This is a genomic window from Pseudomonas sp., from assembly GCF_050739655.1.
In the GTDB taxonomy this organism is placed as follows: domain Bacteria; phylum Pseudomonadota; class Gammaproteobacteria; order Pseudomonadales; family Pseudomonadaceae; genus Aquipseudomonas.
On the sequence record NZ_JBOIBY010000070.1, the window covers coordinates 1 to 22,401 of the forward strand.

At 59.5% G+C, this 22,401-nt stretch carries 23 protein-coding genes; 13 read left to right on the plus strand and 10 right to left on the minus strand.

Going from position 1 to position 22,401, the window contains the following annotated elements:
- Positions 1–655, minus strand: a 655-nt coding sequence (nadD, locus tag ACRESJ_RS03660) for a nicotinate-nucleotide adenylyltransferase (RefSeq protein ID WP_431756687.1), incomplete at its 3' end; no start/stop codon positions are given.
- A 1-nt stretch (position 656) separates the two neighbouring features.
- Positions 657–1,928 (minus strand): glutamate-5-semialdehyde dehydrogenase, encoded by a 1,272-nt coding sequence (locus ACRESJ_RS03665; RefSeq protein ID WP_431756688.1) that lies wholly within the window; start codon positions 1,926–1,928, stop codon positions 657–659.
- A 189-nt stretch (positions 1,929–2,117) separates the two neighbouring features.
- On the opposite strand from ACRESJ_RS03665, the gene ACRESJ_RS03670 reads away from it, so the two are divergent.
- Both ACRESJ_RS03670 and ACRESJ_RS03675 read left to right on the plus strand, forming a co-directional pair.
- Entirely contained in the window at positions 2,118–2,816 is a 699-nt protein-coding gene (locus tag ACRESJ_RS03670; protein WP_431756689.1) for a DNA-3-methyladenine glycosylase, read from the plus strand.
- A gap of 47 nt (positions 2,817–2,863) precedes the next feature.
- Complete coding sequence (locus ACRESJ_RS03675) at positions 2,864–4,180, plus strand: bifunctional DedA family/phosphatase PAP2 family protein (protein ID WP_431756690.1); 1,317 nt, start codon at positions 2,864–2,866, stop codon at positions 4,178–4,180.
- 93 nt (positions 4,181–4,273) lie between these two features.
- On the opposite strand, the gene ACRESJ_RS03680 is transcribed toward ACRESJ_RS03675, so the two are convergent.
- The 4 genes from ACRESJ_RS03680 to ACRESJ_RS03695 all read right to left on the minus strand — a co-directional run bounded on the left by ACRESJ_RS03680 (position 4,274) and on the right by ACRESJ_RS03695 (position 6,229).
- On the minus strand, positions 4,274–4,435 hold the full coding sequence (locus ACRESJ_RS03680; protein ID WP_431756691.1) for a hypothetical protein: 162 nt from the start codon (positions 4,433–4,435) through the stop codon (positions 4,274–4,276).
- A 116-nt stretch (positions 4,436–4,551) separates the two neighbouring features.
- Positions 4,552–5,142: an LON peptidase substrate-binding domain-containing protein gene (locus ACRESJ_RS03685; protein ID WP_431756692.1), complete on the minus strand. Its 591-nt coding sequence runs from the start codon at positions 5,140–5,142 to the stop codon at positions 4,552–4,554.
- An 11-nt stretch (positions 5,143–5,153) separates the two neighbouring features.
- The gene (locus ACRESJ_RS03690; protein WP_431756693.1) at positions 5,154–5,870 is read right to left on the minus strand and encodes an LrgB family protein; all 717 of its coding nucleotides are present in this window, start codon (positions 5,868–5,870) and stop codon (positions 5,154–5,156) included.
- Entirely contained in the window at positions 5,867–6,229 is a 363-nt protein-coding gene (locus ACRESJ_RS03695; protein ID WP_431756694.1) for a CidA/LrgA family protein, read from the minus strand. The genes ACRESJ_RS03690 and ACRESJ_RS03695 overlap by 4 nt, the downstream gene beginning before the upstream one ends.
- A 195-nt stretch (positions 6,230–6,424) precedes the next feature.
- On the opposite strand from ACRESJ_RS03695, the gene ACRESJ_RS03700 reads away from it, so the two are divergent.
- The 3 genes from ACRESJ_RS03700 to ACRESJ_RS03710 all read left to right on the plus strand — a co-directional run bounded on the left by ACRESJ_RS03700 (position 6,425) and on the right by ACRESJ_RS03710 (position 9,380).
- Positions 6,425–6,880 carry a MaoC family dehydratase gene (locus ACRESJ_RS03700; RefSeq protein WP_431756695.1) on the plus strand — a complete coding sequence of 152 codons (456 nt, stop codon included), beginning with the start codon at positions 6,425–6,427 and terminating at the stop codon, positions 6,878–6,880.
- Between the two features lie 113 nt (positions 6,881–6,993).
- Positions 6,994–8,712 (plus strand): C13 family peptidase, encoded by a 1,719-nt coding sequence (locus ACRESJ_RS03705; RefSeq protein WP_431756696.1) that lies wholly within the window; start codon positions 6,994–6,996, stop codon positions 8,710–8,712.
- Positions 8,713–8,738: 26 nt separating this feature from the next.
- A complete protein-coding gene (locus tag ACRESJ_RS03710; protein ID WP_431756697.1) occupies positions 8,739–9,380 on the plus strand; it encodes an oxidoreductase in 642 nt (213 codons plus the stop codon).
- Between the two features lie 84 nt (positions 9,381–9,464).
- On the opposite strand, the gene ACRESJ_RS03715 is transcribed toward ACRESJ_RS03710, so the two are convergent.
- The 4 genes from ACRESJ_RS03715 to ACRESJ_RS03730 all read right to left on the minus strand — a co-directional run bounded on the left by ACRESJ_RS03715 (position 9,465) and on the right by ACRESJ_RS03730 (position 13,816).
- Positions 9,465–9,749 (minus strand): YceK/YidQ family lipoprotein, encoded by a 285-nt coding sequence (locus tag ACRESJ_RS03715; protein WP_431756698.1) that lies wholly within the window; start codon positions 9,747–9,749, stop codon positions 9,465–9,467.
- Positions 9,742–10,374, minus strand: a complete 633-nt coding sequence (gene ubiX, locus ACRESJ_RS03720) for a flavin prenyltransferase UbiX (protein WP_431756699.1) — start codon at positions 10,372–10,374, stop codon at positions 9,742–9,744. The genes ACRESJ_RS03715 and ubiX overlap by 8 nt, the downstream gene beginning before the upstream one ends.
- Complete coding sequence (gene mpl / locus ACRESJ_RS03725; RefSeq protein WP_431756700.1) at positions 10,371–11,720, minus strand: UDP-N-acetylmuramate:L-alanyl-gamma-D-glutamyl-meso-diaminopimelate ligase; 1,350 nt, start codon at positions 11,718–11,720, stop codon at positions 10,371–10,373. Before mpl ends, ubiX begins: the two co-directional genes overlap by 4 nt.
- Positions 11,721–11,905: 185 nt before the next feature.
- Positions 11,906–13,816 (minus strand): sigma-54-dependent Fis family transcriptional regulator, encoded by a 1,911-nt coding sequence (locus tag ACRESJ_RS03730; RefSeq protein ID WP_431756701.1) that lies wholly within the window; start codon positions 13,814–13,816, stop codon positions 11,906–11,908.
- 392 nt (positions 13,817–14,208) lie between these two features.
- Here ACRESJ_RS03730 and exaC point away from each other — a divergent pair, with 392 nt between their 5' ends.
- The 8 genes from exaC to ACRESJ_RS03770 all read left to right on the plus strand — a co-directional run.
- Positions 14,209–15,729: an acetaldehyde dehydrogenase ExaC gene (exaC, locus tag ACRESJ_RS03735; RefSeq protein ID WP_431756702.1), complete on the plus strand. Its 1,521-nt coding sequence runs from the start codon at positions 14,209–14,211 to the stop codon at positions 15,727–15,729.
- 272 nt (positions 15,730–16,001) lie between these two features.
- Complete coding sequence (eat, locus tag ACRESJ_RS03740; protein ID WP_431756703.1) at positions 16,002–17,375, plus strand: ethanolamine permease; 1,374 nt, start codon at positions 16,002–16,004, stop codon at positions 17,373–17,375.
- Between the two features lie 103 nt (positions 17,376–17,478).
- Complete coding sequence (locus ACRESJ_RS03745) at positions 17,479–18,873, plus strand: ethanolamine ammonia-lyase subunit EutB (protein ID WP_431756704.1); 1,395 nt, start codon at positions 17,479–17,481, stop codon at positions 18,871–18,873.
- 8 nt (positions 18,874–18,881) lie between these two features.
- Entirely contained in the window at positions 18,882–19,706 is an 825-nt protein-coding gene (gene eutC, locus ACRESJ_RS03750) for an ethanolamine ammonia-lyase subunit EutC (protein WP_431756705.1), read from the plus strand.
- A 132-nt stretch (positions 19,707–19,838) separates the two neighbouring features.
- The gene (locus ACRESJ_RS03755) at positions 19,839–20,300 is read left to right on the plus strand and encodes a GNAT family N-acetyltransferase (protein ID WP_431756706.1); all 462 of its coding nucleotides are present in this window, start codon (positions 19,839–19,841) and stop codon (positions 20,298–20,300) included.
- A 316-nt stretch (positions 20,301–20,616) separates the two neighbouring features.
- Positions 20,617–21,273, plus strand: coding sequence for a DedA family protein (locus tag ACRESJ_RS03760; RefSeq protein ID WP_431756707.1), 657 nt, complete (start codon positions 20,617–20,619; stop codon positions 21,271–21,273).
- A 6-nt stretch (positions 21,274–21,279) separates the two neighbouring features.
- Positions 21,280–22,092 (plus strand): zinc-dependent peptidase, encoded by an 813-nt coding sequence (locus tag ACRESJ_RS03765; RefSeq protein WP_431756708.1) that lies wholly within the window; start codon positions 21,280–21,282, stop codon positions 22,090–22,092.
- Positions 22,093–22,180: 88 nt separating this feature from the next.
- Positions 22,181–22,401, plus strand: a 221-nt coding sequence (locus tag ACRESJ_RS03770; RefSeq protein WP_431756709.1) for an inorganic diphosphatase, incomplete at its 3' end; no start/stop codon positions are given.

Sequence of the window (22,401 nt, forward strand, 5' to 3'; positions counted from 1 at the left end):
TGTAGGCCAGGACCGCGTCGGGCACCAGGAAACGTACCGACTTACCGCTGGCCAGCAGTTGACGGATCTGGGTGGCGGATACCGCGAGCGGTGTCTGCCAGACGAATGCAATCTGTCCGCTCGGCCCCTTGAGGGTCAGCGGGTCGCTCGCCGAGCGCGCTGCCAGCAGGTTGCGCAAGGCATCCGGCGGTTCGCTGTCGGCATCCGGGCGTTGCAACACCAGGATATGGCAATGCTGGAGCAACTCTTCCCAGCGGTGCCAAGTGGGCAGGCCGCAAAATGCGTCCCAGCCCAAAAGCAGAAAAACCTGGTCATCCGCAGCCAGTTCGGCACGCATCAGTTCCAGGGTATCAATGGTGTAGGACGGTTTGTCCCGCTGCAATTCGCGGGCATCCACCACCAACGGCGCCACACCGGCCACCGCGCACTCGACCATTGCCAGACGGTCTTTCGCCGACACCTGCGGCGTATCCCGATGGGGTGGCCTGGCGCTGGGCGTCAGACGCAGTTCATCGAGCGCTAGTGTTTCGGCGACTTCCAGCGCGCCGCGCAAATGACCGATGTGTACCGGGTCAAAGGTCCCGCCCAATACACCAATACGCCTGGGTCGAGGCGTGCTGGCGGCTATCGGGGCTGACAGGTCAAGGTCGCCCAAGTCAGACCGGCTCCTGTCCGCGCAATTGGCCATCACCGATCACGACGTACTTCTCGCAGGTCAAACCTTCGAGGCCCACCGGGCCGCGGGCGTGCAGCTTATCAGTAGAAATGCCGATCTCGGCACCCAATCCATATTCAAATCCATCGGCGAAGCATGTCGGCGTGTTGATCATCACCGACGACGAATCGACTTCAGCCACGAAACGCCGGGTATCGCCCTGGTGTTCGCTGACAATCGAATCGGTGTGGTGGGAGCCGTAATGGTTGATGTGTTCGATCGCCTGGTCCAGCCCTTCGACCACTCGGATCGACAGGATCGGCGCCAGATACTCGGTGCTCCAATCCTCTTCGGTGGCTGGCAAGGCATCGATGATTGTCCGGGTGCGTTCGCAGCCGCGCAACTCGACGCCTTTTTCACGGAACTGGGCAGCCATCGCCGGCAGGAAATCCTTGGCAACGGTTCGATCGACCAACAGCGTTTCCATGGCACCGCAGATGCCATAGCGATAAGTCTTGGCGTTGAACGCAATGCGCTGGGCCTTTACCAGGTCGGCATGCTCGCTCACATAAACGTGGCAGATGCCGTCCAGGTGCTTGATTACTGGCACGCGGGCATCGCGGCTGACGCGTTCGATCAGGCCACGGCCACCACGGGGCACGATGACATCGACGTATTCAGGCATGCTGATCAGCGCACCCACGGCGGCACGGTCGGTGGTTTCGACCACTTGCACCACGGCTGCCGGCAGATCAGCTTCGGCCAGGCCACGCTGAATACAGGCGGCGATGGCACGGTTGGAATGAATGGCTTCGGAGCCACCACGCAGGATGGTCGCGTTGCCGGACTTCAGGCACAGGCTGGCGGCATCGATGGTCACATTGGGCCGGGATTCGTAAATAATCCCGATCACGCCCAGCGGCACACGCATCTTGCCGACTTGAATGCCGGACGGACGGTAGCTCATGTCGCGGATCGCACCGACCGGATCCGGCAGCGCCGCCACTTGGCGCAAACCGACGATCATGCCGTCGATACGTGCCGGGGTCAGCGCCAGACGCTCCAGCAGGGCCGGCTCCAGACCATTGGCGCGGCCGGCCGCCAGATCCAGTTCATTGGCAGCGGTCAGCTCGGCGCGTGAGGCGTCCAGTGCATTGGCAGCAGCCTGCAAGGCGCGGTTTTTTTGCGCAGTGCTGGCGCGGCCGATGACGCGGGAGGCTTCGCGGGCGGCGCGACCCAGGCGGGTCATGTAGTCAAGAACGGACTCAGTCATGGTCTGGCGTGGTCTTTTCTAAGGTCTTGGTAAAGAGTAAAGCGGCAGATTATAGCTGTCGTGTCTCTCGACTAACAGCGGTGACGGGCGGATGGTCGAAATGGACGACAATTTACCGACGTTCAGCCGGGATTAAGCTGCAAATTGTTATCATCACGACTCAATCAGCCCTGATAAACGCCGGTCATCATGTCCAACCTGACTGTTCGAGCGTCCGCTGCGAGCCTGCCCACGGGCCTTGCGGATGCGTTTTTCGACCGCGACGCCCAACTGCTCGCCCGGGATTTACTGGGCAAAGTCATTCGTCATCGAGTGGGCGACCTGTGGCTCAGCGCCCGAATTATTGAAACCGAAGCCTATTACTGCGCAGAAAAAGGCAGCCATGCGTCCCTGGGCTACACAGAAAAACGTAAGGCTTTGTTTCTGGATGGCGGGCACATCTATATGTACTACGCCCGAGGCGGTGACTCCCTGAACTTCAGCGCTCAAGGCCCGGGCAACGCGGTACTGATCAAATCTGCCTACCCATGGGTCGACGAACTGAGCGGGCCAGCGAGCCTGGCCCAGATGTTGTTGAACAATCCCGATGCCCAAGGCCGACCTCGCCCGTCACAAAAGCTTTGCGCCGGACAGACGCTGCTGTGCAAGTCCCTGGGATTGAAGGTGCCGGTCTGGGACGCCAAGCGCTTCGATCATGACGTATTGCTGGTGGAAGATGTCGGCCAGACGCCCGCCCATGTCATCCAGACCACACGCCTGGGTATTCCCCATGGCCGTGACGAACACCTGATGTACCGCTTTGTCGATGCGGCCTACGCAGCCTGCTGCACCCGCAACCCGCTACGACGGGGGCAGGTTGAAGGTCGCGATTATTTTGTGTTGTCCTGAATTGAACAAAAAAACCCCTGTTATCCGAAAGAAATGGAGTTGTTTTTATGGGCCCATGGCTCGATAGCGTGACCGGTTGGCTGACGGTCAACCCGCAATGGCTGGCGGCGGCGGTTTTCATCGTGGCTTTTGTCGAGTGCCTGGCGATCGCCGGATTGATCGTGCCCGGCACGGTGCTGCTGTTCGCCGTGGCGGTACTGGCTGGCAGTGGTGCGCTGTCGCTGAGTGAAACTCTCTTGCTGGGTTTCGTCGCCGGCGTACTCGGCGACGTGGTTTCGTACTTCCTCGGGCGCCATTTCCATCAGAACATCCGGCGTCTGCCAGGCTTGCGCCATCATCCGGAATGGATCGCCGGGGCTGAGTCGTACTTCCAGCGCTACGGCATCGCCAGCCTGCTGGTCGGTCGCTTTATTGGTCCTCTACGCCCTATGCTGCCGATGGTCGCCGGCATGTTCGATATGCCCTTCCCCCGTTTTTTCGCCGTCAGCTTGCTGGCAGGTGCGGGGTGGTCAGTCGCGTATTTGCTACCGGGTTGGGCAACGGGTGCGGCGATTCGCCTGCCGCTCCCTGAAGGTTTCTGGCTCCAGGCGGGAATCGTGGCTGGCAGCATTGCAGTGATGGTGGGGTTGAGCGCAACCAGTAGCCTGCGTCGGCATCGCCGGGTGACGCTGTTTATTACCGCAATGAGCCTACTGATTCTGGCAGGCCTGTTTATCGGTTACTCGCACCTGACCGCCCTCGATCAAGGACTCATGACCTTGATACAGGAACATCGCAGCCCGATGCTCGACGAAGTGGCCGTGGTGTTCACGCTGATCGGCGAATTCCGCAACATGCTGCTGTTCAGCGCCCTGCTGGTAGCGCTGCTGTTGATCACTCGACAATGGCGCCAGGCAATCTTCGCCATTGGCACGCTGCTCTGTACTGCGCTGGCCAACACCGCAACAAAAAACTTCTTTGCCCGTGTGCGCCCGGAAGTAATGAGTGATCCCTTGACCAGCTACAGCATGCCCAGCGGACATGCATCGGGTTCGTTTGCGCTGTTCCTGACCCTTGCCGTATTGGCCGGTCGCGGACAACCACCACGGATGCGCCTGACCTGGCTACTGGTGGCTTGCTTGCCGGCGTTGGCGATTGCCCTTTCTCGGGTATACCTCGGTGCGCACTGGCCAACGGACGTATTGGCTGGCGCGATGCTGGCGGCTTGTGTCTGCGCGGCCAGCCTGTGGCTGAGTCAGCGCAAGGCTCCACTCAACTCTATGCCGCCAAAAATCTGGTGGCTGGTATTGCCATCACTGGTGGCATTGTTCGGGTTCTTCGTGTTGCGGCATTTGCCGCATACGATGTTGCGATATGCCTACTGAAAAGTAAGTACGAACTATCCGCGTCGTCCAAAAAAAAAGAACCTCGACCAGACTGGTCGAGGTTCTTTTTCAAGCTCGCGCATTCAACAGCGATCAAGCACGTTCACGTTTACGCATTTCCAGAATCAGTGCATCAGCGAGTCGGCCTGCTGTGACTGCGAGGGCCTCGAAAGACTGGCCGGCACTGACGTTCTTAAGCATGTAACCAACGGCTGCTGCCTCCCAGGCGGCGCGCTCATTTGTGAAAATAGTCATGGGTTTAATTCCTTTTATTGATGAAATTGGCCACTTCGTGTGGGCATCTGCAACCTAATCATTTCCCCGGGCCCCAGCAATGCTGGCAATCGAACTCAACTTTTGCCAAATGCTGCTCAGGCAAACAACTCACCCTGCAACTCATCCAGCAACGCCTGAATCGCATCCAACCGTTGCTGCGGATCATCGAGTTGCAGCAGGTCTATCTTGTCCAGTTCAGCAAACGGCAACAGGTACGCCAACTGGTTGGCCAGCGACTGTTGCCCGGCCGCTTCAGTACCCATGTTCAGCGCTTCGACCATCGGGTGTTCAGCCAGAGCCTTGAGCAAGGCCACCAGATCGGCGTCCTCGTCCTGCAGAGGTTGTTCGGGCTCATCTTCCAGCCACTCGACTTCAGCGACGATCAACTGATCGCGCTGCACCTCGGTGCGCAATACGTGGAAGCGTCGACCGCCCTGCACCCGAATCCCCAGCAGGCCGTTCTCCTGCGTCTTGAAATCGGTAATCAGCGCCTCGCAGCCGACCAGCGCATAACCCGCCGGGGCGATGCCAACCTCTTCACCCTCCAGGATGCATACCACACCGAAGCCGCCACCCTGCTTCATGCAGCGACCGATCATATCCAGATAGCGCGCCTCGAAAATCTGCAAGTCGAGGATGCAACCGGGAAACAGCACCGTGTTCAGCGGGAAAAGCGGCAGACTCATAGACATTTCCTTTACACCACCATCGACACCGCCAACGGCAGCAACACCGCCGTGGCCACGCCCATCAGACTCATCGCCAGCGCCGCGAAGGCGCCGCACTCTTCACTTTCCTGCATGGCCACCGCCGTGCCAACCGCGTGTGCGGTCATGCCCAGGGCCATGCCCCGAGCCTCGGCACTGTGGACGCCGAGCAGGGTCAACAAGCCCGGGCCGAAGATCGCGCCGATCACGCCCGTGATCAGTACGAACACCGCCGCCAACGCCGCGACACCGCCTATTTGCTCGGCCACCAACATGGCAATCGGCGAGGTGACCGACTTCGGCGCCATGGTCATCAGGATCATGTGCTCGGCACCGAACCACCATCCCAGCAGTACGCCCATGACCGTGGCGACCACACCGCCTATCACCAGCGTAGTAAAAATCGGCCAGAACAACTGCCGAATGCGCCGCAGATTAAGGTAAAGCGGTACCGCCAACGCAACCGTGGCCGGGCCAAGCAGGATGCTGAGAATTTCGGTGCTCTTGCGGTATTCGGCGTAGGTCAGGCCGCAACCCACCAGCACACCGATCACCAGCAACATGGAGACCAGCACCGGTTGCAAAAAGATCCAGCGGGTTTTCTCGTACGCCGCCAGTACCAGCTGATAGGCGCCGAGCGTAATGCCGATGCCAAACAAGGGATGATGAATCACCGACGCCAAGGCGCCATGCCAGTCGAGAATCATTGGCCGTCCTCTGGATGAGCATGGCGCTTGACCAGGCGTTGCATCAGCACGCCCGCGAATGCCATTGACAGCAGCAGCGATAAAAACAGTGCGCCGACAATGGCCCAGAAGTCCGCGACGATGTCGGCGGCATACACCATCACGCCCACGGCCGGCGGCACCAGCAGTAATGGCAGATAGCGCAGCAGACTGCTGGCCGCCTGGCTCAGCGGCTCACCAACCTGCCCACGGCTGATCAAAAACACCAGCAACAACAGCAGACCAATGATCGGCCCCGGCAGGAACGCTAAAAACAAATGGTTGATCGCGGTGCCAAGCAATTGAAACAGCACCAGCCAGGTCAGGCCCCGTAACAACATTTTTTATCTCCCGCAAAATCCGTCACCCGCATTGGCCCGGGCATTATAAGCATGCCTGCCCTATACATCGGCATTCGCCAAAAGCATGGTCGGTTGACCGGAGCAATTTGCCATGTTGATCTAAAGTGGTAATCCCGGAGGACAAAAACCCTCCACCTCAAAACTATAAAACCGATGAACCCAAGGAGAGTCTCAATGCCCTTTGTTCCAGTTGCAGAGCTCAAAGATTATGTCGGCAAGGAACTTGGACGTTCCGAATGGCTCACCATCGATCAGGAGCGCATCAACCTGTTCGCTGAGGCCACAGGGGACTATCAGTTCATCCACGTCGATCCGGTCAAGGCCGCGCAAACACCATTCGGCTGCACCATTGCCCACGGTTTTCTGTCGTTGTCGCTGATCCCGAAATTGATGGAAGACATCCTCGTCGTCCCTGAAGGACTGAAGATGGTGGTCAATTACGGCCTGGACAGCGTGCGTTTCATCCAGCCCGTCAAGGTCAATTCGAAAGTGCGCCTGAAAGTCGACCTGACTGAAGTCATCGAGAAAAAACCTGGCCAGTGGCTGCTCAAAGCCACCACCACCCTGGAAATTGAAGGCTCGGACAAACCGGCTTACGTCGCCGAACCTTTGTCGCTCTGCTTCGTGTAAACCTTCCCGGATGCGAAGCAGCTCACGCTGTTTCGCGCCCGCGGCTTTTCTATCGACTGTATATGGACACATAGCTGCGGCATACTCGGTCGCCTAATTGCCCGGAACCCGCTATGCGCTCACTTGCACTCCTTGCCTTGACCCTGATGCTCACCGCTTGCGGAGACGGCGAATCACTGTTGCCCCCTGACGCTCGCCTGCCGGACGGCGGACGCTATCGTGGCGATCTGGTCAACGGCTTGCTGCAAGGCCAGGGCCGGATCGATTACCCGAATGGCAGCTGGTACGCCGGGGAGTTCGAAAAAGGTCAATGGCACGGCCAGGGTGAATGGCACGGCAGCAATGGCGAAGTCTTTCGCGGTCAATTCAATCAGGGGTTGTTCGACGGCCAAGGCAACCTGACCACCAATGGCAGTAGTTACAGCGGCGGCTTCAAACTCGGCCGACGCGACGGTGAAGGCACCCTTAAAGAAAACGGCATGACCTACCGCGGCGAGTTCAAAGCCGATCAATATTCAGGCCTGGGCCGCCTCGAACTCGACGACGGCAGTGCGTATCAGGGCCAGTTCGCTCACGGCAAACCCAACGGCGAAGGCCAGCGCAGCGACGGCAATGGCAACCAGTTCACCGGGCACTTCGTTGATGGTCAGCTGGAAGGCAACGGAACCTTCAACAGCGCCGACGGCGACATCTACGTCGGCAGCTTCAAGAACAATCAATTACACGGCAAAGGTCGCTACGAGAACGCCGACGGTGACGTCTGGCTGGGTCAATTCAAAGAAGGCTCGCTGAACGGAAAAGGCGAATTGATCGGTGCCGACGGCAGCCATTACATCGGCCAATTCAGCGATTGGCGCTTCAGCGGCCAGGGCCGATTGAACCTGGCCGACGGCAGTTTCTACATTGGCCAGTTCGACAACGACAGTTACCAGGGTCGCGGCACGCTGGTGCTGATCGACGGTTCGGTACTCAGCGGCACTTGGGTCAATGGCCAGCGCGTGCGCGACGCCGATGGCAAGCTACTGCCCGACACCCTTGAACTGGGTCTGCTGGCCCAGGGACGCTTGCTCCAGGACGCACTGAGCAACGTGCCAGCCTCGACGCCGGCGGTGGAGTTGTACACACTGACGCTCGGTGGCGATGGCAAGCAGAGCGTTTTCCTGCGCGAATCCGACTATGTCGCCAACATGCTCCACAGTCGCTTCGGCGCCTTCGGCCAGATCCGCCTGGTGAACCATCGTGACCATCTCGGCGACCGTCCGATGGCCACTCGGGAAAACCTGCGCCGCGCCGCGATGACCCTGGCCGAGCGCAGCGGCCCGGAAGACCTGATTTTCATCTACCTGACCAGTCACGGTACCAGCGAACACGAACTGGTGCTCGACCAGCCTCGCATGGAACTGGCCGACCTGCCCGCCGATGAACTGGCGGCTGTCCTAGCCCCATTGAAAAACCGCGACAAGGTCATTGTGATTTCAGCCTGCTACTCCGGCGGTTTCATTCCTGCCCTCAAGGACGAGCGCACGCTGATCATGACCGCGTCGCGGGCTGACCGCGTGTCGTTCGGTTGTTCCGAAGAAGCCAATTTCACTTACTTTGGCGATGCCTTGTTCGCCCAGGCGCTAAATCAGACCGATGACCTGGAACAAGCCTTCAAGCTAGCCAAGGCTACTGTTGCCGAACGGGAACTGGCGGACAACTTCGAAGCCTCCGAGCCGCAGATCTGGGCACCGAAAACCGTACTCTCACACTGGCAGTTGCTGCGTAAACAACAAGCAAGAAAAGCACTGCAAAGTGCCGCCACTGAAAGCAAGGATACAAAGAACAACTAAGCTGACAGTATCAAGGGAGAAACACTATGTACTTGACGCCTCAGCATGTGCTGCTCGCGGGAGCCACCGGCTTGACCGGTGAACACTTACTTGATCGCTTGCTCAACGAGCCAACGATTTCCCGAGTACTGGCCCCCTCACGCCGGCCATTGGCCAAGCATCCCCACTTGGAGAATCCGGTGGGCGACCCGGCGATGTTCCTGCCGCAACTAAGCGGTCGTGTCGATATCGCCTACTGCTGCCTCGGTACCACCATCAAGCAGGCGGGGTCCGAACAGGCGTTTCGCGCCGTGGACCTGGACATGGTAGTGGCGTTCGCCAAGCGCGCCCGGGAGATGGGTGCACGACACCTGATTGTGATCAGTGCCTTGGGGGCCGATCGCAGATCCTCGATTTTCTACAACCGGGTCAAAGGCGAAATGGAGTACGCATTGCGTGCACAGAACTGGCCGCAACTGACCATCTGTCGGCCGTCGCTGTTGCTCGGTGAACGCACCGCACCGCGCCTGGGCGAAAAAATCGCCGGGCCGCTGTCTCGGCTGATCCCCGGCAAATACCATGGCATCGAAGCCTGCCAACTGGCCCGTGCGATGTGGCGCCTGGCGCTGGAAGAGCAGGATGGGGTGCGGGTTGTCGAATCGGATGAATTGAGGAAGTTGGGCAAGTAAGGTCAAAAGATCGCAGCCTTCGGCAGCTCCTACAGATGGAATGTGTTCACTGTAGGAGCTGCCGAAGGCTGCGATCTTTTGCTTTTACAATCCACCTGTCGCCTGAAAACTCACGCCGATCACCGTCAACAGCGACAACGGCAACAGCAAGGTGTCGAGCAACGCACTCGCTGGCAGGTCGACGCCGGGATAGCTCGGCGCTTCGGCTCCGAAACGGTCCATGGCGCAACAGCCACCATTGATGGCATACAAATCCAGTCGCGTTCCGGAGTAAACCACCGGCGCACCCGGCTTGGCGGCGTCCAGCGTACGCGCCGTGGCACACCCCGCCAGCTGCAACGCCAGCACAATCACCAGCAGCTTATTCATCGCTGGTCAGATGGTGTTCGCCCCAACGCGGCAGCATGTCCTGGGGGATGTTCAAGAGATTGAGAATCCGTGCGACGACGAAATCGATCAGGTCGTCGATGGTCTGCGGCTGATGATAAAAGCCTGGCGATGCCGGCAATATGGTCACACCCATGTTCGACAACTTGAGCATGTGCTCCAGGTGAATGCTCGAATACGGCGCTTCACGGGGAACCAGAATCAATTGGCGACGCTCCTTGAGTGTCACGTCAGCAGCACGCTCGATCAGGTTGTTGCAGGTTCCGGTGGCGATGGCCGACAAGGTGCCCGTCGAGCACGGCACCACCACCATTGCCGCTGGTGCACCGGAGCCCGAAGCCACCGGCGACATCCAGTCTTCCTTGCCATAAACGCGAATCTGCCCCGCGGCCGCACCGGTGTACTCGGAGAGAAAGGCTTGCATCATCTGGGGCTTGGCCGGCAGCGTGACGTCGGTTTCAGTGGCCATCACCAGCTGCGCAGCCTTGGAAATCAGGAAGTGCACTTCACGGTCATCACGCACCAGACAGTCGAGCAGGCGCAAGCCGTACTGGGCGCCGGAAGCGCCTGTCATCGCCAGAGTGATGCGGTCCGGACCGTTGTTCATTTGAGCGCCTCGGCGAGTTTGCCGTGCAGTCCACCGAAGCCGCCGTTGCTCATGATCACCACGTGGGTGCCCGGCTGCGCCTGGCTCTTCACGCGTTCGATGATGCCTTCCAGCGAATCGCTGACAATCGACGGCACGGTACACAACGCCGCGGTACCGGCCAGATCCCAGCCGAGGTTGGCCGGCGCATACCAGATCACCTGATCGGCATCGACCACGCTTTCCGGCAAGCCGTCACGGTGCGCGCCGAGCTTCATCGAATTGGAGCGCGGCTCGATGATCGCAATCAACGGCGCGTCGCCAATGCGTTTGCGCAGGCCGTCTAGCGTAGTGGCGATGGCGGTCGGGTGGTGGGCAAAGTCGTCGTAAATGGTGATGCCACGGACCTCCGCGACTTTTTCCATGCGCCGCTTCACGCTTTTGAAGGCGCTCAATGCAGCGATACCCATGGACGGCACCACACCGACATGACGCGCCGCCGCCAACGTGGCCAGCGCGTTGGCAACGTTGTGCTGGCCGGTCATGTCCCACTCGACCACGCCTTGGGATACACCTTCGAACATCACTTCGAAGGCCGAACCGTCTTCGCTGAGCAACTTGACCTGCCACTGACCGCCTGCACCGGTGGTTTGTACCGGGGTCCAGCAGCCCATTTCGATGACGCGCTGCAACGCCGGTTCAGTGGTCGGATGAATCACCAGGCCTTCGCTCGGGATGGTTCGCACCAAGTGGTGGAATTGCCGCTCGATGGCTGGCAGATCGGGGAAGATATCGGCGTGGTCGAATTCCAGATTGTTCAGGATTGCCGTGCGTGGACGGTAGTGAACGAACTTGGAACGCTTATCGAAGAATGCGCTGTCGTATTCGTCGGCTTCGATCACGAAGAACGGCGTATCACCCAGGCGCGCCGAGACCGAAAAGTTCTGCGGCACACCACCGATCAGGAAGCCGGGGCTCATGCCCGCGTGTTCCAGCACCCAAGCCAGCATGCTGCTGGTGGTGGTCTTGCCGTGAGTACCGGCCACTGCCAGCACCCAGCGACCTTGCAACACGTGATCGGCCAGCCATTGCGGGCCGGAAACATACGGCAGGCCTTTGTTCAGCACGTATTCGACCGCGGGGTTGCCACGGGACATGGCGTTGCCGATGACCACCAGATCAGGGGCCGGGTCCAATTGCGCCGGATCGTAGCCTTGGGTCAACTCGATGCCTTGAGCCTCAAGCTGAGTGCTCATCGGCGGATAGACGTTGGCGTCGGAGCCCGTCACGTGATGGCCCAGCTCTTTGGCCAGAACCGCCATCGAGCCCATGAAAGTGCCGCAGATACCAAGAATATGAATGTGCATAGTCGACCTCGTAAAACATGGCCGCAGGTTAGCTTAGGGAAGGGAAAATCGCACCTTTGTTTCGCCCATACCGGCGCCATCGCTAGCAGGCTAGCTCCCACAGTGGAATTGAGTGAACTCCCAAATTGTTAATTCAGCCCGTTACCCTGTGGGAGCTAGCCTGCTAGCGATGGCCGCGACGCGGTTTACCGGGCGATACCGTGCTTACGCAGCTTGCGATAAAGAGTGTTGCGGCTAACCCCCAACTGCTCAGCCGTATTCGTCATATGCCACCGCGTCTGCTCCAGCGCATTGAGCAGCGCCAACCGCTCGGCATCCTCCAGCGGATGCTCGGAAGGTTCTTCAATGGTCTGCACAACCACCGGCCGCGCCTGACGAATCATCGCGGGCAAGTCCTCCAGCCCGATCCGCCCGTTCTCACATAACGCCGCCAGCGTACGCAGGACATTGCGCAACTGCCGCACGTTGCCCGGCCAGGAAAATGCCAGCAATGCTTCCCGTGCCGGCCCATCGATCAACACCGATTCTCCGCGCGCCTCTTGTGCCAGCAAAAAATCCAGCAGTTGCGACTTGTCACTGCGCTCGCGCAATGCCGGCAACGCGACTTCCAGTCCATTGAGGCGGTAATACAAATCCTCGCGGAAGCTGCCGTCCTGCACCCGCTCCAGCAGATGGCGGTGCGTCGCGCTGATGATTCGCACATTGACCGATTCCGGCTCCCCGCCAATCGGCACCACCTGACGATCTTCCAGCACCCGCAACAGCCGCGTCTGCAAGGCCAGGGGCATGTCACCGATCTCGTCGAGGAACAAGGTTCCGCCATCCGCCTGCTGCAACTTGCCGCGCATGCCTTCCTTGCGCGCACCAGTAAAGCTGCCGCCGCGATAGCCGAACAGTTCGCTCTCGATCAGGCTTTCAGGGATGGCCGCGCAGTTCAGGGCCACGAAGGCTTTTTCGGCGCGCTGACTGGCCTGATGCACGGCTTTGGCGAATGCCTCTTTGCCCGACCCGGTTTCGCCGTTGATCAGCAGCGGCACATCCCGCTCATACACACGCAGCGCTTTGCGGAAGTCCGTCTGCAAGCTGGCATCGCCCAGGCAGATATCAGACAAAGCAGTGCGATCCTCAATGATCGGGCTCGGCACCAGCGGCACCGGAACGCGGCGCGATTGCCCGCGCAACACGGCAAACAGACTACGCCCGTCGCGGGTGCGCAATGGCCAACTGGCGCTGGCATTGACGCTCGCTCGGCCGAGCAATTCATCCAGCGAGCAGTCGAAAAACGCCTCCACCGGTTTGCTCAGCAAGCCGCCGCGAACATGCCCCAGCAAGTTCAGCGCACTCTGATTGACTGCACAGATTCGCCCTTCTCCGTCAAATGCCAGCAAACCTTCACTGAACAGCCCCACGGACTCGGCCTGCAGGTGAAAACGCAGCAACCATTGATTGTCGAAACAACGCAGGAAATAGCAGCTCTCGATCATCTTCGCCGAAAGATTGACCAGCGCCATGGTGTGGAACTGGCTCTGGCGCGATACGTCATGCCGCGCAGAGGACACGTCGAGCACCGCCAGCAATTCGCCATGAGGGTCGAACACCGGGCTTGCCGAACAGGTCAGGCCGGTGTGGCGACCGCGGAAATGTTCATCCTGATGAATGGTCAGTGACTGGCGCTCCACCAGGCAGGTGCCGATGCCATTGGTGCCTTCGCAGGCCTCGCTCCAATCAGATCCGAGCCAGAGGCCGGCGCGCTCGAAAATCTTTCGTTCGGCAGGTGCGGTGACGCAATTGAGGATCACGCCGCGTGCATCGGTCAGCAGCACCGCGTGCCCGGCGCCCGAGAGTTGTTGATGCAGGCTGGTCATTTCATTGCCAGCGATGTGCAGCACTTGCTGCAAGCGTTCACGGCTCTCAAGTACGCGACCATGCTCCAGCACCGTCGGTGCCATGGTCAGGGCCGGATCGAGGTGATAGTCCTCAAGACAACGCAACCAGGAACGGGCGATGGAGGGGTCACTGCCTGGACCGTATGGGGTTTTCCCCTGAGTCACGGTCAATACCTGGCGGGCATGGCGACTCAAATGGTTGTCGTGCATTTCTTATTATTCCCCGAAAGGTTTACACCCCCTGTAGGAGCTGCCGAAGGCTGCGATCTTTTGATCCTGCTTTAAAAACAAAATCAAAAGATCGCAGCCTTCGGCAGCTCCTACACAAAGGGGTTATCAGCAGCGATGGCTCCGAGCATCCTCCAGCCTGGCCCGCATTGCAATGCTGACAAGACCATCCGTCACAGGCTGTGCCACAACCGGTACAAAGTGTCACGCAGGCTGTACCGAAAGCGTCACACACGCCACCCGCCCGTCCGACGAATTCAGCGTAAGGCCTTGATTTTCTTGAGCTGCAGGGCAGTGGCCCGACCTTTGCTCTACGCTTATAGCAAGCGCCCATGCGCGTCTTCTTATAAACACAAGAACCAAGGAGAACCATCATGCGTTACGCTCACCCCGGTACTGAAGGCGCTATCGTTTCGTTCAAGGCCAAATACGGTAACTACATCGGCGGCGAGTTCGTCGCGCCTGTCAAAGGTCAGTACTTCACCAATACCTCGCCAGTGAATGGCCAACCGATTGCCGAATTCCCCCGCTCCACGGCCGAAGACATCGACAAGGCCCTGGACGCTGCCCACGCGGCGGCCGATGCCTGGGGCGCCACGTCCGCCCAGGCGCGCTCGCTGGTGCTGCTGAAAATCGCCGACCGCATTGAACAGAACCTCGAAACCCTGGCCATCACCGAATCCTGGGACAACGGCAAAGCTGTACGCGAAACCCTCAACGCTGACATCCCGCTGGCCGCCGACCACTTCCGTTACTTCGCCGGGTGTCTGCGCGCCCAGGAAGGCAGCGCTGCCGAAATCGACGGCAACACCGTTGCCTATCACATTCATGAACCACTGGGCGTGGTCGGGCAGATCATCCCGTGGAACTTCCCGATCCTGATGGCCGCCTGGAAACTCGCCCCGGCTCTGGCTGCCGGTAACTGCGTGGTCCTCAAGCCCGCCGAGCAAACTCCGCTGGGCATCACCGTGCTGGTCGAACTGATCGGCGACCTGCTGCCGCCCGGCGTGCTGAACATCGTGCAGGGCTTCGGCAGAGAAGCTGGCGAAGCCCTGGCCACCAGCAAGCGTATCGCCAAGATCGCCTTTACCGGCTCGACGCCAGTCGGCTCGCACATCATGAAATGCGCCGCCGAAAACATCATTCCGTCCACCGTGGAGCTGGGCGGCAAATCGCCGAACATCTTTTTCGAGGACATCATGAAGGCTGAACCTTCCTTCATCGAAAAAGCCGCCGAAGGCCTGGTGCTGGCGTTCTTCAACCAAGGCGAAGTCTGCACCTGCCCTTCCCGCGCCCTGGTGCAAGAGTCGATCTATGACGAATTCATGCAAGTGGTGATGAAGAAGGTCCTGCAAATCAAACGCGGCGACCCGCTGGACACCGACACCATGGTGGGCGCCCAGGCGTCCGAGCAGCAATTCGACAAGATTCTTTCGTACCTGGAAATCGCCAAGGGCGAAGGCGCCGAGCTGCTGACTGGCGGCAAGGTGGAAAAACTGGAGGGCAACCTGGCAAGTGGTTATTACATCCAGCCAACGTTGCTCAAGGGCACCAACAAAATGCGCGTGTTCCAGGAAGAAATCTTCGGCCCGGTGGTGAGCATCACCACCTTCAAGGACGAAGCCGAAGCCCTGGCCATCGCCAACGACACCGAGTTCGGCCTCGGCGCCGGCCTCTGGACCCGCGACATCAACCGCGCCTATCGCATGGGCCGCGCCATCAAGGCCGGTCGTGTGTGGACCAACTGCTACCACCTGTACCCGGCGCACGCCGCGTTCGGTGGCTACAAGAAGTCCGGCGTCGGCCGTGAAACTCACAAGATGATGCTCGATCACTATCAGCAGACCAAAAACCTGCTGGTGAGCTACGACATCAATCCGCTGGGCTTCTTCTAAACCCCGGGGCGACACTGATGATTCGGTGTCGCCCTTTCAACCGCTATCGCGAGCAGGCTCGCTCCCACAGTGGATTCGGGCTGATTCCTGAATTGTGAGCTCACCCCGCAACCCTGTGGGAGCGGGCTTGCCCGCGAAGGCGTCCTCAATGACACAACAACACAAGGCTGGCCGCTCTGGCACGGGCCTTGCGTACCCGTCATTCAGCGCGCAACTCCAAAACCGTCGTACCCGAAAGTCCAAAAGCTTGAACTTAAAAATAGAGAGGACTTATGACTACTTCTTCCACACAGCTCAAACCCACACTCGGCACCCTGCATTTATGGGGCATCGCCGTCGGCCTGGTGATTTCCGGCGAATATTTCGGCTGGAGTTACGGCTGGGGAACCGCAGGAACGCTGGGCTTTCTCGTCACCGCTTTGATGGTGGCGACGATGTACACCTGTTTCATCTTCAGCTTCACCGAATTGACCACCGCCATTCCCCACGCGGGCGGACCTTTTGCCTATAGCCGACGGGCCTTCGGCGAGAAAGGCGGATTGATCGCCGGCATCGCCACGCTGATCGAGTTCGTCTTTGCTCCCCCGGCCATCGCCATGGCCATTGGTGCTTATCTCAACGTGCAGTACCCGGAACTGGACCCGAAAATCGCCGCTGTTGGCGCCTATTTCGTGTTCATGACCCTCAATATTCTCGGCGTCAGCATCGCGGCCACCTTCGAACTGGTGGTCACCGTCCTGGCCGTCGCCGAATTGCTGGTGTTCATGGGCGTGGTTGCACCGGGCTTCAGTTTCAGTAACTTCGTACTCAATGGCTGGTCGGGCGCCAATGAATTCACGATGGGCTCGATTCCCGGCATATTCGCCGCCATTCCCTTCGCGATCTGGTTTTTTCTCGCTATCGAAGGTGCGGCCATGGCCGCCGAGGAAGCCAAGGACCCGAAACGCACGATTCCAAAGGCTTACGTCAGCGGCATCCTGACCCTGGTGTTCCTGGCCATCGGCGTGATGGTGATGGCCGGTGGCGTCGGCGACTGGCGTCAACTGTCGAACATCAACGATCCATTGCCCCAGGCGATGAAAGCCGTAGTCGGCAACAATTCGACCTGGATGCACATGCTGGTGTGGATTGGCCTGTTCGGTCTGGTGGCGAGTTTCCACGGGATCATCCTCGGCTACTCTCGGCAGTTCTTCGCGCTGGCCCGCGCCGGTTACCTGCCTCCTGGCCTGGCGAAACTTTCGCGCTTCCAGACACCGCACCGGGCAATCCTGGTGGGCGGCGTGATCGGCATCGCGGCGATCTACAGCGACGGCCTGGTCAACCTGCAAGGCATGTCCCTGACGGCGGCAATGATCACCATGTCGGTATTCGGCGCCATCGTGATGTACATCATCAGTATGCTGAGCCTGTTCAAGCTGCGTAAAACCGAGCCTAATCTGGAACGCACCTTCCGCGCACCGGGCTACCCGATCGTGCCGGGGATCGCGCTGTTCCTGGCGGTGGTTTGCCTGGTGGCGATGGCCTGGTTCAACACCTTGATCGGCCTGGTCTTCCTCGGCTTCATGGTCGCCGGTTACCTGTACTTCCAACTGACCGCCCGGCAGCGCTCCGAAGCACCGGTGGACGCTATGCTCGAAGGGATATGAGTGCACCGGCGCCGGGCTCACCACCCGGCGCCTGCATTATTGAAGTGCACACCGATTCCCACAGTAAGAGCAGATTGCAGTCATTATTGGAGGACTCCGCCCCATGGCCGTTTATGCCCATTCAGTCGGCGCCCAGACCTACCGCTTTGATAGCCTCAAGGAAGTGATGGCCAAAGCCAGCCCGGCGCGCTCCGGGGACTTCCTCGCCGGTGTCGCCGCCCTCAACGATGGCGAGCGCGTCGCCGCACAGATGACGCTGGCCGACATTCCGCTGAGCCATTTCCTGCAGGAAGTGCTGATTCCCTATGAAGACGATGAAGTCACCCGCCTGATCATCGATACCCACGACAAACACGCCTTCGTCATCGTGAGCCATCTCACCGTCGGCGGCTTTCGTGACTGGCTGCTCAGCGATGCCGCCGACGAACAGGTCCTGCGTGCCCTCGCCCCCGGCCTGACCCCGGAAATGGTTGCTGCCGTGTCGAAGATCATGCGCGTACAGGATCTGGTCCTGGTGGCGCAGAAAATTCGCGTCGTCACGCAGTTTCGCGGCACCCTCGGCCTGCGCGGCCGCCTGTCCACTCGCCTGCAACCCAACCACCCTACGGATGAACCGGCGGGCATTGCCGCAAGCATTCTCGATGGCCTGCTGCACGGTAATGGTGATGCGATGATCGGCATCAACCCGGCCACCGACAGCATCGCTTCGATCTGCGCCATGCTGGAGATGCTCGATGCGATCATCCAGCGTTATGAGATCCCGACCCAGGCCTGCGTGCTGACCCATGTCACCACGTCAATCGAAGCGGTCAATCGCGGCGTGCCGCTGGACCTGGTGTTCCAGTCCATCGCCGGCACCGAAGCGGCCAACGCCAGCTTCGGCATCAACCTGAATGTTCTCAAGGAAGGTTACGACGCCGGGTTGAGCCTCAATCGCGGCACGCTCGGGCAGAACCTGATGTATTTCGAAACGGGTCAGGGCAGTGCGCTGTCAGCAAACGCTCACCATGGCGTCGATCAACAGACCTGCGAAACCCGGGCCTACGCGGTAGCGCGACATTTCAATCCGTTCCTGGTGAACACCGTTGTAGGGTTCATCGGCCCGGAATATCTCTACAACGGCAAGCAAATCATCCGTGCAGGCCTCGAAGACCACTTTTGCGGCAAGCTGCTGGGCGTGCCGATGGGCTGCGACATCTGTTACACCAATCATGCCGAGGCCGACCAGGACGACATGGACACCCTGCTGACATTGCTGGGCGTGGCGGGTATCAACTTCATCATGGGCATCCCCGGCTCCGATGACATCATGCTCAATTACCAGACCACGTCCTTCCACGATGCGCTTTACGCCCGGCAGACGCTGGGGCTCAAGCCTGCGCCGGAATTCGAGCAGTGGCTGGCGAAAATGGGCATTTTCACCCAGGCGGACGGCCGGGTTCTGTTTGGCAACAGCCTGCCGCCGGCTTTCCGCCAGGCCCTGGCGCAACTGGGATGAGTGTTGAAATGGAAAAACTACCCTTCGACCCGCACAACCCATGGCAGGAGCTGCGTCGCCTGACGCCGGCGCGGATTGCCCTGGGCCGTACCGGCACCAGTTTGCCCACTCGTGCGCAGCTGGACTTTCAATACGCCCATGCCCAGGCCCGGGACGCCGTGCATTTGCCGTTTGACCATGACGCCCTGCGCTCACAGCTGGCGGAACGGGGGCATGAAAGCATTTTGCTGCATAGCGCGGCGATAGACCGCAACAGCTACCTGCAACGCCCTGATCTGGGGCGCAAGTTGAGCGATGCCTCGGCAAAAACCCTGCGTGAATTCGCCACTGCGCATCCGGGCGGGATCGACCTGGTCATCGTGGTCGCCGACGGCCTGTCAGCATTGGCTGTTCACCGTCATACCCTGCCATTCCTGGCACGGCTGGAAGAACAGATTCGCGCTGAAAACTGGTCGGTTGCCCCGGTAGTCCTGGTGGAACAGGGTCGCGTAGCCGTGGCGGACGAGGTCGGCGAACTGTTGGGCGCAAAAATGACGGTGATTTTGATCGGCGAACGCCCTGGGCTGAGCTCCCCAGACAGCCTGGGATTGTATTTCACCTACAACCCCAAGGTCGGCCTGACAGACGCCTATCGCAACTGCATCTCCAATGTGCGCCTCGAAGGCTTGAGTTACGGCATGGCGGCACACCGCTTGCTGTACTTGATGCGCGAAGCCTGTCGGCGCCAGCTATCCGGGGTCCATCTTAAGGATGAGGCGCAAGTTCAGACGCTGGAGTCAGACGCTGGTGCAGACATGAAAGGTAATTTCCTACTGAGCCCGCCGGATGCCTGAACCGCTTCCGCATTGCGTTTTCGGGCCGGTTTGAGGCAGGATCGACGCACGGCTGCCAGTGAGTATCCCTTTGTCGCCAGAGCATTGCCGCCAGAGCACGTGAAGACAGCCACTTGAAGGACGAGACCTACCATGCGGATTATTCAAGCGACCCTCGAACACCTGGACCTGCTGACCCCGTTGTTCGTCAAATATCGCGAGTTTTATGGCTCCCTGCCGTATCCGGACTCGTCCCGGGCGTTCCTCGAAAAACGCCTGCGTCGCAAGGAATCGGTGATCTACCTGGCCCTGTCCGATGACGACAGCAACAAACTGATGGGTTTCTGTCAGTTGTACCCAAGCTTCTCATCGCTTTCGCTCAAACGTGTGTGGATCCTCAACGACATCTATGTCATCGAGGACGCGCGCCGTCAGTTGGTGGCCGACAACCTGATTCGCACCGCGAAGAAGATGGCCAAGGAAACCAATGCCGTGCGTATGCGTGTTTCCACCAGCAGCAACAACGAAGTGGCGCAAAAAACCTACGAGTCCATCGGATTCAAGGAAGACACCGAGTTCAAGAACTACGTGTTGCCGATCAGCGACGAGCTGTAAAGCCACTTCAGCGGGGTCGGTCTCTGCGACGAAGCTGGGCCCCGTTTGGCTATCTGGCATCCATCAATCCAGCCCGTGAAATTTTCCTTATCCCTCAAACTCAAGATTGTTGGGGATTGCCTAGAGTTATTAATTGTCACCAGACTTCCGATTGCTCTACCGACATGCCCCGCTACAATCTCGACGCGCTTTTCACTATTCAGCTCGTATAATGCCGACCTTTCCGGCTCGTAAGAAAAACTACATTCGTCTGTAGGCTTACGCGAAGTCATTCGCACAGGCCCGCTGACTCGGACCGTTATCACAGGTGCTTTCCATGGATTTCAACCCGCTCGACCTTATCCTGCATCTCGATGTTTACCTCGATTTGCTGGTAACCAATTACGGGCCATGGATTTACGCCATTCTGTTTCTGGTGATTTTCTGTGAAACCGGCCTGGTGGTCATGCCGTTCCTGCCAGGTGATTCGCTGCTGTTCATCGCTGGCGCCGTTGCGGCTGGCGGCGGTATGGACCCGGTGCTACTCGGCGGCCTGCTCATGCTGGCGGCGATACTGGGCGACAGTACCAACTATGTGATCGGACGAACGGCAGGCGAACGCTTGTTCAGCAATCCGAACTCAAAAATCTTCCGCCGTGACTATCTGCAACAAACCCACGACTTTTATGACAAGCACGGCGGCAAAACCGTGACCCTGGCGCGGTTCCTGCCCATCATCCGCACCTTTGCACCGTTCGTCGCTGGCGTAGCGAAGATGCCATACCCGCGTTTCTTTGGGTTCAGCGTACTTGGCACAATCTTCTGGGTCGGCGGCCTGGTTACCCTCGGCTTCTTCTTCGGTAACGTACCGTTCATCAAGTCGAACCTGTCGCTGCTGGTGGTGGGCATCATTCTGCTGTCGCTGCTACCGATGATCATCGGCATCATCCGCAGCCGCTTCGGCAACGCGGCGTCCAAAGTCCACCCACGCTGATTCTCGATGTGGTCCCTGAGCGCCTGGCGTCGCCGGCGCATCCTGGCGAAGCACCCGATCGGCGACGACATGTGGCAACGGGTGCGACATCACCTGCGGTTTCTCGACGGGATCACCGCCGCCGAGGACCAATGGCTGCGTGAAGCTTGCGTGCTGTTCCTCGAAGACAAACACCTGACCGCCCTGCCCGGTGTCGAACTGCATCAGGAACAACGCCTGCTGCTAGCCGCTCAAGCGCAATTGCCATTGATGCATCTGGGCGACCTGAACTGGTACCAGGGTTTTCACGAGATCGTCCTCTATCCCGACGATTTTCTTAGCCCCCAACGCCATCGTGACGCCAGCGGCGTCGAACACGAGTGGGACGGCGAGCACAGTGGCGAAGCCTGGCAACAAGGCCCGATCATCCTCGCCTGGCCCGGTGTCATGGCCAGCGGCGGCTGGGAAGGCTATAACCTGGTGATCCACGAACTGGCGCACAAACTCGACATGCTCAATGGTGACGCCAACGGCCTGCCGCCGCTGCACGCCGACATGCGGGTCAGCGACTGGGCCAAAATCATGCAGCAAGCCTACGACGAACTCGACCGACAACTGGACCGCAATCCGGACACCGAGACCGCCATCGACCCCTATGCCGCCGAGAACCCCGCCGAATTTTTCGCTGTCACCAGCGAGTACTTCTTCAGCGCCCCGGATTTGCTGCACGAGGTTTATCCACAGGTGTATGAGCAACTGAAGCTGTTCTATCGCCAGGATCCACTGGCGAGGCTCAAGCAACTTCTCGCCTCGGACCCTGTCTATTCGGCACATGACTAAGGTCTACGACCTCTGGTACATGGCATCGATGTAGGAATATGCCTATAATCGCCGCCACTTTTTGGTCAACTAACGGGGGCAACGCCCAATGAGCTACAGCAAGATTCCGGCTGGCAAAGACCTGCCGAACGACATCTACGTCGCGATCGAGATTCCGGCCAACCACGCGCCGATCAAATACGAAATCGACAAAGACAGCGATTGCCTGTTCGTTGACCGTTTCATGGCCACCCCAATGTTCTACCCGGCCAACTACGGTTACATCCCGAACACCCTGGCTGACGACGGTGATCCCCTCGACGTGCTGGT

What these genes read in the sequence shown, in the direction of transcription:
- ACRESJ_RS03665 (WP_431756688.1), bottom strand. Translation starts at nt 1,928, where the DNA reads ATGACTGAGTCCGTTCTTGACTACATGACCCGCCTGGGTCGCGCCGCC.
- ACRESJ_RS03670 (WP_431756689.1), top strand. Translation starts at nt 2,118, where the DNA reads ATGTCCAACCTGACTGTTCGAGCGTCCGCTGCGAGCCTGCCCACGGGC.
- ACRESJ_RS03675 (WP_431756690.1), top strand. Translation starts at nt 2,864, where the DNA reads ATGGGCCCATGGCTCGATAGCGTGACCGGTTGGCTGACGGTCAACCCG.
- ACRESJ_RS03680 (WP_431756691.1), bottom strand. Translation starts at nt 4,435, where the DNA reads ATGACTATTTTCACAAATGAGCGCGCCGCCTGGGAGGCAGCAGCCGTT.
- ACRESJ_RS03685 (WP_431756692.1), bottom strand. Translation starts at nt 5,142, where the DNA reads ATGAGTCTGCCGCTTTTCCCGCTGAACACGGTGCTGTTTCCCGGTTGC.
- ACRESJ_RS03690 (WP_431756693.1), bottom strand. Translation starts at nt 5,870, where the DNA reads ATGATTCTCGACTGGCATGGCGCCTTGGCGTCGGTGATTCATCATCCC.
- ACRESJ_RS03695 (WP_431756694.1), bottom strand. Translation starts at nt 6,229, where the DNA reads ATGTTGTTACGGGGCCTGACCTGGCTGGTGCTGTTTCAATTGCTTGGC.
- ACRESJ_RS03700 (WP_431756695.1), top strand. Translation starts at nt 6,425, where the DNA reads ATGCCCTTTGTTCCAGTTGCAGAGCTCAAAGATTATGTCGGCAAGGAA.
- ACRESJ_RS03705 (WP_431756696.1), top strand. Translation starts at nt 6,994, where the DNA reads ATGCGCTCACTTGCACTCCTTGCCTTGACCCTGATGCTCACCGCTTGC.
- ACRESJ_RS03710 (WP_431756697.1), top strand. Translation starts at nt 8,739, where the DNA reads ATGTACTTGACGCCTCAGCATGTGCTGCTCGCGGGAGCCACCGGCTTG.
- ACRESJ_RS03715 (WP_431756698.1), bottom strand. Translation starts at nt 9,749, where the DNA reads ATGAATAAGCTGCTGGTGATTGTGCTGGCGTTGCAGCTGGCGGGGTGT.
- ubiX (WP_431756699.1), bottom strand. Translation starts at nt 10,374, where the DNA reads ATGAACAACGGTCCGGACCGCATCACTCTGGCGATGACAGGCGCTTCC.
- mpl (WP_431756700.1), bottom strand. Translation starts at nt 11,720, where the DNA reads ATGCACATTCATATTCTTGGTATCTGCGGCACTTTCATGGGCTCGATG.
- ACRESJ_RS03730 (WP_431756701.1), bottom strand. Translation starts at nt 13,816, where the DNA reads ATGCACGACAACCATTTGAGTCGCCATGCCCGCCAGGTATTGACCGTG.
- exaC (WP_431756702.1), top strand. Translation starts at nt 14,209, where the DNA reads ATGCGTTACGCTCACCCCGGTACTGAAGGCGCTATCGTTTCGTTCAAG.
- eat (WP_431756703.1), top strand. Translation starts at nt 16,002, where the DNA reads ATGACTACTTCTTCCACACAGCTCAAACCCACACTCGGCACCCTGCAT.
- ACRESJ_RS03745 (WP_431756704.1), top strand. Translation starts at nt 17,479, where the DNA reads ATGGCCGTTTATGCCCATTCAGTCGGCGCCCAGACCTACCGCTTTGAT.
- eutC (WP_431756705.1), top strand. Translation starts at nt 18,882, where the DNA reads ATGGAAAAACTACCCTTCGACCCGCACAACCCATGGCAGGAGCTGCGT.
- ACRESJ_RS03755 (WP_431756706.1), top strand. Translation starts at nt 19,839, where the DNA reads ATGCGGATTATTCAAGCGACCCTCGAACACCTGGACCTGCTGACCCCG.
- ACRESJ_RS03760 (WP_431756707.1), top strand. Translation starts at nt 20,617, where the DNA reads ATGGATTTCAACCCGCTCGACCTTATCCTGCATCTCGATGTTTACCTC.
- ACRESJ_RS03765 (WP_431756708.1), top strand. Translation starts at nt 21,280, where the DNA reads ATGTGGTCCCTGAGCGCCTGGCGTCGCCGGCGCATCCTGGCGAAGCAC.